Annotated in this window: 8 protein-coding genes and 1 pseudogene; 7 read left to right on the top strand and 2 right to left on the bottom strand. The window is 66.4% G+C overall.

The genetic code is table 11. The features are described 5' to 3' along the window. Nucleotides 1-203 (top strand): annotated as a pseudogene (locus tag M7H19_RS12155) (gamma carbonic anhydrase family protein); the annotation flags it as partial. A 140-nt stretch (nucleotides 204-343) separates the two neighbouring features. Here the strand turns inward: M7H19_RS12155 and M7H19_RS12150 are convergent. Next, complete coding sequence (locus M7H19_RS12150; RefSeq protein WP_037311994.1) at nucleotides 344-1,276, bottom strand: TauD/TfdA family dioxygenase; 933 nt, start codon at nucleotides 1,274-1,276, stop codon at nucleotides 344-346. 348 nt (nucleotides 1,277-1,624) lie between these two features. Between M7H19_RS12150 and M7H19_RS12145 the strand changes: the two genes are divergently transcribed. The 5 genes from M7H19_RS12145 to M7H19_RS12125 all read left to right on the top strand — a co-directional run bounded on the left by M7H19_RS12145 (nucleotide 1,625) and on the right by M7H19_RS12125 (nucleotide 6,426). Beyond that, on the top strand, nucleotides 1,625-2,644 hold the full coding sequence (locus M7H19_RS12145; protein WP_015786151.1) for an ABC transporter substrate-binding protein: 1,020 nt from the start codon (nucleotides 1,625-1,627) through the stop codon (nucleotides 2,642-2,644). After that, nucleotides 2,641-3,444, top strand: a complete 804-nt coding sequence (locus M7H19_RS12140; protein WP_277671147.1) for an ABC transporter ATP-binding protein — start codon at nucleotides 2,641-2,643, stop codon at nucleotides 3,442-3,444. Before M7H19_RS12145 ends, M7H19_RS12140 begins: the two co-directional genes overlap by 4 nt. After that, nucleotides 3,441-4,292, top strand: coding sequence for an ABC transporter permease (locus M7H19_RS12135; RefSeq protein WP_015786149.1), 852 nt, complete (start codon nucleotides 3,441-3,443; stop codon nucleotides 4,290-4,292). Before M7H19_RS12140 ends, M7H19_RS12135 begins: the two co-directional genes overlap by 4 nt. A gap of 30 nt (nucleotides 4,293-4,322) precedes the next feature. Then, the gene (locus M7H19_RS12130) at nucleotides 4,323-5,222 is read left to right on the top strand and encodes an RNA polymerase sigma-70 factor (RefSeq protein ID WP_015786148.1); all 900 of its coding nucleotides are present in this window, start codon (nucleotides 4,323-4,325) and stop codon (nucleotides 5,220-5,222) included. A gap of 79 nt (nucleotides 5,223-5,301) precedes the next feature. Then, complete coding sequence (locus M7H19_RS12125) at nucleotides 5,302-6,426, top strand: FAD-dependent oxidoreductase (RefSeq protein WP_015786147.1); 1,125 nt, start codon at nucleotides 5,302-5,304, stop codon at nucleotides 6,424-6,426. Between the two features lie 130 nt (nucleotides 6,427-6,556). On the opposite strand, the gene M7H19_RS12120 is transcribed toward M7H19_RS12125, so the two are convergent. Beyond that, complete coding sequence (locus M7H19_RS12120; RefSeq protein WP_015786146.1) at nucleotides 6,557-6,937, bottom strand: nuclear transport factor 2 family protein; 381 nt, start codon at nucleotides 6,935-6,937, stop codon at nucleotides 6,557-6,559. 113 nt (nucleotides 6,938-7,050) lie between these two features. Between M7H19_RS12120 and M7H19_RS12115 the strand changes: the two genes are divergently transcribed. Further along, entirely contained in the window at nucleotides 7,051-8,010 is a 960-nt protein-coding gene (locus M7H19_RS12115; RefSeq protein ID WP_015786145.1) for a LysR family transcriptional regulator, read from the top strand. Nucleotides 8,011-8,018: the final 8 nt, after the last annotated feature.

Raw genomic sequence — 8,018 nt, 5'->3', positions numbered from 1 at the left:
GGGCCAGGATCGGAGCGGGCACGCTGGTCGCCGCGGGGGCCGTGGTGCTCGAGGGGACGGAGATCCCGCCGGGTTCCCTCGTCGCGGGTGTCCCGGCCAAGGTCCGACGCCCCCTGACCCCGCAGGAACAGGACGCGATCCGCGCCAACGCCACGAACTATCGGCCGATGGACCGGCTCCACGCCCAAGCACGGCACGCCTGAACCGTCCGCAGAGACCACGTCCGGCTGGGCCGCCCGCCACCGCACAGCGACGGGCGGCCCACCGGCCGGACGTCCCACACCGGCGACAGGGACGTCCCACCCCGAAAGGAACCTCCGACGGAAGTCCAGTCGCCTCGCGATCAACCCACGGACGAGTAATGTGACGCGTCCCCGACCCGGGCGGTGCTGCGTACGCCGTCGACACTCTCCGGAACAGTGCCCGCGACGGTGATCCGGTGCAGTCGGCGCGCGTGGTCGTCGTAGTCGGCCACTCCGTAGTGCTGGGTGGCGCGGTTGTCCCAGATCGCCACGTCACCGGGTCGCCACTGCCAACGGACGGTGTTCTCCAGCCGGGTGATCCGCGCCTGTAACAGGTTGAAGATCACATTGGACTCGGCGGAGGACAGTCCGACGAGGTGCTTGACGAAGTGGCCGAGCAACAGTACGCGTTCACCGGTCTCGGGATGGACCCGGACGACGGGATGCTCGGTCTCGTACACTTCGGAACGGAACTCATCACGGTAGTCCCGCTCCTTCACGTCGATACCGCCGATGCGACGCTCGTCGACATGACGTGAATAGTCGTAGAGATTGGTGTGAACGGCCCACAGCTTCTCGGCCAAAGCCTTGAGCGAGTCGGGCAGATTGGCGTAGGCGGTGGCGGTGTTGGCCCACACCGTCGAACCGCCGTAAGGCGGGATCGTGACCGCACGCAACACACTGAAAGCCGGGATGCGGTCGACGAAGGTGACATCGGAGTGCCAGCTGTTCGCCCGGCCGTATTCGGCGTCGATCGGCAGGATGTTCCCCAGTCCGACGCTGCGCACGGTCGGATGTGGCTGGGTGAGTTCACCGAGCAGTCGCCCGAACGCCTGCTGTCCGGCGTCATCGAGGTGATGCTGCTGCCGGAAGAAGACGACTTTGTGTTCCAAAAGCGCCGCTCGGATCCGGGCCACCGTCGCCTCGTCGAGGTCGCCGCCGAGCCACACACCGTCGATGCGGGCTCCGATGTTGCCCCCGATCTTGGTCACCGAGATGTCGGTTCTGTGTTCCGCTGCTGTGTCCACGCTCATTCTGCGCTCCCTACATTCGCGTGCCGACGTTTTCAGTCTGTTGTCGACACTCCGAATCGGGCAATATATTTACGACGTGAAAACAATTTCTCCCATGGGGTGGGAAAATCTCTCCGTCATTGCGACAACCCCGGGAAACCGTTGATCACCCCAGCGCGGACGTGCCACTCTGGCCGCATGAACCGCTTCGGACCACTCATCCCCGTCAGCCACCGGGATGAGGAAGAAGGACGACCGGGAACCGTATCAACACGTTCAAATCCCATTTCCGAAGAATAGTTTCTTCCTGCACGAAACCTGTTCTCATCGATTCGGGTTCTCGTTCCCCCGTCGCAAAGGACGACATCAGTGACGACCATCGACCGACGACGATTCCTCGGACTTGCCACGTTCGGGCTCACGGCCGTAGCGGGAACGCTCACCGGTTGCGGTTCCGCAAGCGGGAACACCGGGACGATCCGTTATCAGGGCTGGGCAGGCCAAGTCACTCCGCCCGAACTGGCGGCGGACCTCGGCTACCTCGGCGATGTCACGCTCGAATGGGTAGGCAACACCATCAGCGGACCACAGGACATCCAATCCGCCGCGACCGGCCAGGTGGACTTCGGCGGCGCGTTCAACGGCGCGGTGGTCAAACTGGCCGCACGCAGGGCACCGATCACCGCGGTCATCGGCTACTACGGCGTCGACGAGGACGAGGCCAGCGGCTACTACGTGCTCGAGGACAGCCCGATCACGGGACCTCGGGACCTGATGGGCGCGAAGGTGGGCATGAACACCCTCGGCGCGCACAGCGAGGCCATGCTGGACATCTACCTGGAACGCCACGGCCTGTCACAGGCCGAGCGTGCGCGGGTGGAGCCGACCGTGATACCGCCGGTCAGCACCGAACAGGCGCTTCGACGGGGGCAGATCGAGGTCGCCGTCCTCAGCGGCGTCCTCCGGGAGAAGGCGTTGGAACGTGGTGGGATCCGCAAACTGTTCAGCGACCACGAACTGCTCGGCGACTTCACGGCGGGCACGTACGTGTTCCGTGACGACTTCCTCGCCCGTAACCCGGAGACCGTGCGCACCTTCGTCACCGGGGTGGCCAAGGCCATCGAATGGAGCAGGAAGACACCACACGAGGAAGTCGTCGAACGATTCACGAGGATCATCACGGACCGCAAGCGCAACGAGGACATCGAGCCACTGCGGTACTGGCGATCCTACGGTGTGGCGGGGACCGGGGGCGTGATCAAGGACGAGGAGCTGCGGCTCTGGGCCGACTGGCTGAGTGAACGTGGCGACATCGACAAGAGCACGGTCGACATCCGCGGCATCTACACCAACGAGTTCAATCCCTACGCGAAGGATTCCCGGTCGTGACCACGAAGATCAGCTTTCAAGGTGTCGGACGCACGTTTCCCGTCCGCGACGGTCGTGAGCGTCTCACGGCGCTCGCGTCGATCGACCTGGATGTCGCCGACGGTGAACTTTTGACCGTGGTGGGGCCCAGCGGCTGCGGCAAATCCACACTGTTGGACCTTCTCGCCGGCCTGCTCACCCCCACCTCGGGACGCATCCTGCTCGACGGCGAAGAGGTGACCGGGCCGGGGTCGGACCGCGGCGTCGTCTTCCAGCAGTACGCCCTGCTGCCGTGGCGCACCGCGCAAGGCAACGTCGAATTCGGCTTGGAGGCCACCGGTGTCCCGCGCAAGGAGCGAGCGGAGCTGGCTCGCGAATACCTCGACCTGGTGGGGCTCGCCGCTTTCGCCGACCGGTATCCGCATGAACTCTCCGGCGGGATGAAGCAGCGTGTGGCGATCGCACGCAGCCTCGCCCACGACCCCGAGGTACTCCTGATGGACGAACCGTTCGCCGCGCTCGACGCGCAGACCCGGGAGTCCTTGCAGGACGAGCTGCGACGCATCTGGCGACGTACCGGAAAGACCGTCGTGTTCATCACGCACGGCATCGACGAAGCCGTCTACCTCGGACAACGGGTGGCGGTGCTGACCTCCCGCCCGGGTCGAGTCAAGTCTGTTGTGGACATAGATTTGGACCGGGAGTCGACGGGCGACGTTCGTTCGACCCCGGAATTCGCCCACTATCGACACAAGGTCTGGACACTGCTGCACGACGAGGTCGTGCGCGCACGGACGTTCAAGGAGGGGTCGCCGGCATGAGCGCTCCCACGGTACCCGAGAAGAAGATCGAAATCGGTCGACGAAGCCCCGGCAGCACCGGGGGCGTCCCCGCTCGCGTGAGCGTGGCCCGTCGAGTCGGATGGGCGCTGTCCGGTGTCCTCGTCCGATCGATCGCGATCCTCGTACTGCTCGCCGGGTGGGAGTTCGCTCCGGCGGTGGGTCTGGTCGATTCCACGTTCCTCCCCCCGTTCTCCGAGGTGGTGGTCGAACTCGGTGAGCTGATCGGCAACGGACAACTCCTCCAGCACGTTCAGGCGAGCCTGACCCGCTCACTGTCCGGATTCGGGATCGCGGTGGCGATCGCCGTTCCGCTCGGCATCGTGATCGGTTGGTACAAGGTGATCTCCGATGTGCTCACGCCACTGGTGCAGTTGTTCCTCAACACCGCCGCGCTGGCTCTGCTTCCGGTGTTCGTGCTGCTCCTCGGCATCGGCGAGACGTCCAAGATCGCCATCGTGGTCTACGCCTGCACCTGGCCGATCCTGCTCAACACGATCACCGCGGTGCGCAACGTCGACCCGATCCTGCTGAAGTTGGGCAGATCGTTGAACCTGCCGCCGTTGACGCTGTTCGGCAAGGTGGTCCTGCCCGCATCGATTCCCACGATCTTCACCGGCCTCCGGTTGGCCGGGGCGGCCGCGATCGTCGTGGTGATCGCCGCGGAGATGGTCGGTGCGAAGGCGGGACTGGGGTTTCTGATCAACGATGCGCAGTACAACTTCGCCGTCCCGTCCATGTACGCGGGCATCGTGACCATCGCGGTTGTCGGTGTCGGATTCAATCAACTACTCGTCGGTGTCGAACGGCGGTTGACGAGATGGCAGTGAGAACAGCCGGATATGCGTGGCAGGCTCTGTATGCTCGGACGCGTGGTCCGACCGGAAGCGCTGCGACAGTTCCAGGCGCAGCGCCCGCGCTTGTTCGCGGTGGCCTACCGGCTTCTGGGTTCGGCCGGCGAAGCCGAGGACGTCATCCAGGACGCCTTCCTTCGTTTCCATGAAGCGGACCACGCCACGATCGACAACCCCGCGGCCTGGCTGACCAAGGTGGTCACCAATCTCTGCCTCAACCGACTGACGTCCGCGCGGGCCCGCCGGGAGGACTACGTGGGGCCGTGGCTACCCGAACCCGTGGCGACCGCCGACCCCGCGTTGGGACCGTTGGACACCGTCGAGCAGCGCGAGTCCGTGTCGATGGCCTTCCTTCTGCTCCTGGAGCGATTGACACCCCCGGAACGTGCCGTGTTCGTGCTGCGTTCCGCCTTCGGCTACCGACACCGAGAGATCGCGCAGATCCTCGGCCTGAGTGAGGCGAACTGCCAACAGCTCTACCACCGCGCGAAACGGCGCATCGGTGACGAGCGCCCACGCTTCTCGGCGTCCCGCGCCGACGGTGAACGCATCACCCGGCGCTTCCTCGTCGCAGCCCGAAACGGTGACCTCACCGCGTTACAGGAACTGCTCGCGGACGACGTCGTCGCATGGGCCGACGGCGGCGGCAACACCACAGCGGCGCGGCGTCCGGTGCGTGGTGCCGAACGCGTGGCCCGGTACTTGGGATGGATGAGCCGTCCCGTGTCGGGACTGAGTGTTCGGGTCATGGAGATCAACGGTCGGCCCGGGATGGTGGCGATCGCGGAGGGACACCCCCTGCTGGCCGTGGTGCTGGAGGTCCACGCGGGCAGGATCTCCGACATCCGGATCGTCGCCAACCCCGACAAACTCACCTTCCTCGCGGCCCAATTGCCGAACCTGTGATTGATGCCATACTCGCTATTGTCAGGAAAAACGGGCCTGCGCGGCTCAACCGGTGCCCCTGAGGAAAGGACGGGAACCGGTGACTCAACACATCGTGGTGATAGGTGCAGGCTATTCAGGACTCGCGGCGGCGCTGCGGGCCGCTCGACGGCTACCCGACGCACGCATCACCCTGATCAATCCCCGCGCGTATTTCGTCGAACGGGTGCGGCTGCACCAGCTTGCGGCCGGCCAGCGACTCCGCCGATACCCCTTGACCGACATACTCGGCACAGCGGGCATCGAGCTGGTGGTGGGAAGCGTACGAACGATCGACACGGAACGCCGGGAGGTGACCGTCGACTCCCTGGACACGCCGGTGCCGTACGACACTCTCGTGTACGCGCTGGGGAGTGTGGCCGACACGAGCACACCGGGCGTGGCGGAGCACGCCGCAACCGTGGCCGGCCCCGCCGAAGCACAAGCATTGCGGGACAAGGTCGCCACCATGGCCCGACAAGAAGGGACCCTGACGGTGGTCGGGGGCGGACTGACCGGGATCGAGACCGCGGCGGAGGTGGCCGAAACGTATCCGGGTCTCGAGGTTCGGCTGGTGACGGACACGGAACCCGGGGCCGGGTTGTCCGAGCGAGGGCGTGCGCATCTGCGTCGCGTGTTCGACAGACTGGGTGTCGAGGTCCGTACCGATGCGAAGGTCGTCGAGGTGCACAGCGACGCCGTCGAACTGGCCGACGGGAACACGATGACGACGGATCTCGTCGTGTGGGCCACCGGGTTCGGTGTTCCGGATCTGGCCGCGCGCAGCGGTATCACCGTGGACAGCGCGGGGCGGATCGTCGTGGACGACACCCTCCGTTCGGTGTCGCATCCGGACGTCTACGCCGTCGGTGACAGCGCGGCCGCCCACCATCCCGACGGTTCTCCGTTGCGGATGGCGTGTGCCACCGCACTACCACTCGGCCGGTATGCCGGTGATGTCATCGCCGCGCGTGCGCACGGGCGCTCACCGCGGCCGTTGCGGTTCCGCTACTTCTTCCAGTGCCTCAGCCTCGGCCGCGACGACGGTGTGATCCAGTTCGTCGACGCCCACGACCGACCACGGGAACGAGTCCTCACCGGACGCCTCGCCGCCCGGGTCAAGGAGGCGGTGGTGCGGGGCGCGACGTTCACAGCACGTCGGTCCGGGCTCTACCCGTCTCGGTAGTCGAGGTGGGAGGAACCGGAGACGGTCTTCGGGCTCGCCCGTGGTGCCGACGCGAGTTCTCGTCGACACCACGGGCGTTCACGTCCCACCTCCTCACCGTGCCCCGAAGCCGGGGGTCGAACCGGTGTGTTTACTCGGCGCGGGAGACGAATTCGGGCTGGTCGAGCACGCGCAGCCAACTTCCGTCCGGCTGACGGCGGACCACCTGCGCCCGAGCCCCCACCCCGTCCTTCGGCTCGGTCGAGGTGAGTGCGATGTCACCGCTGATCAGGGTCGGCAACGGCGTTTCCTGTTCGAAGTGTGGCCGGTCGGCCAGCACCTTCTCCCACAAGGCCTGAATAGCCGCCCGGCCCACCGTCTGCTTGCCGGGTGGATAGGCCAGCACCGCGTCCTCTTCGTACAGCGCCGCGACCCCGGCCGCATCGCCCGCGTTGGACCGTTCGACGAACAAGCGCGTGAGGTCCTCGGGACGCATCGCTTTTTCGCGCTCCACCTTGTCATGCCCCGACATGGTTCCTCCCGGGGGTTTCTTCCTGCTGCTCCGCTTTCGGTACCTCCCAGCGTGGTCCCGACACCCATGAGAAGTCCAACAGATGAATCTGCTGAATGCTAGAAACTACAGTTATGGAACTGCGGCAGCTGGAATACTTCGTCGCGGTCGCGGAGGAGCGGAACTTCACGCGGGCAGCCGAACGAGTGCACGTCAGCCAGTCCGGGATCAGTGCGCAGATCCGGCAACTCGAGCGGGAGCTGGGGGCCACCCTGTTCGACAGGTCCACGCGCACGGTCACGCTGACCCCTGCGGGAAGGGCCGCGCTCGACCACGCCCGCGCCGCCCTCGCCGCGGCCGCGGCCGTCGACCAGGCCGTGAGCGACGTGACCGGGCTGCTTCGCGGCCGCCTCACCGTCGGCATGGTCATCGGCTGCACCCTCACACCGTTGTTCGACGCTTTAGCCGCGTTCCACCGCGCTCATCCCGGTGTCGAGCTCTCGTTGTGGGAGGACAACTCCGACCGACTCGTCGACGGCGTCCGCGCAGGAACCCTCGACCTCGCGCTCGTCGGAGCCGCCGGGGCCCCACCGCACGACCTGAACGCTCTGACGATCATCAGCGAGCCACTGGTCGCCGTCGTCCCTCCCGGACACCCGTTGGCGACGCAGCCGCAAGTCAGCCTGGGCGACCTTGTCGACCATCCTCTCGCCTGCATGCCACCCGGGACCGGGCTGCGCGCGGTGTTCGACGAAGCCTGCACCGTGCGCGGCATCGAACCCACGATCACGTGGGAGGCCAGCGCCGCCGACGCGCTCGCCGAACTGACCTTCCGCGAACTCGCCGTCGCCGTCCTCAGCGAATCGATGGCCACGCACTATCGGGACCGGCTCACCGCACTCCCGCTGGACGACGTCGACATCCCCGCCCTGCTCGCTCTGGTGTGGAAACCCTCCACCAATCCCGCCCTGCACGCGCTGATCGAGCACTGCGAACAGGCGTTCGGCGAGTCGGCACCGACGCCGACCGGCCCGCAGCGGACAGCGGAGAGCGCGACGAGTCGGAAACGCCGTAAGAACCCGCCTCCGCGCTGACCCGACCG

Origin of the sequence: Saccharomonospora sp., assembly GCF_027317685.1 — a bacterium.
In the GTDB taxonomy this organism is placed as follows: domain Bacteria; phylum Actinomycetota; class Actinomycetes; order Mycobacteriales; family Pseudonocardiaceae; genus Saccharomonospora.
The sequence above is the reverse complement of the archived record's forward strand: the minus strand, read 5'-3'. Positions and strand labels throughout refer to the sequence as shown.

What these genes read in the sequence shown, in the direction of transcription:
- M7H19_RS12150 (WP_037311994.1), bottom strand. Translation starts at nt 1,276, where the DNA reads ATGAGCGTGGACACAGCAGCGGAACACAGAACCGACATCTCGGTGACC.
- M7H19_RS12135 (WP_015786149.1), top strand. Translation starts at nt 3,441, where the DNA reads ATGAGCGCTCCCACGGTACCCGAGAAGAAGATCGAAATCGGTCGACGA.
- M7H19_RS12130 (WP_015786148.1), top strand. Translation starts at nt 4,323, where the DNA reads ATGCTCGGACGCGTGGTCCGACCGGAAGCGCTGCGACAGTTCCAGGCG.
- M7H19_RS12120 (WP_015786146.1), bottom strand. Translation starts at nt 6,937, where the DNA reads ATGTCGGGGCATGACAAGGTGGAGCGCGAAAAAGCGATGCGTCCCGAG.
- M7H19_RS12115 (WP_015786145.1), top strand. Translation starts at nt 7,051, where the DNA reads ATGGAACTGCGGCAGCTGGAATACTTCGTCGCGGTCGCGGAGGAGCGG.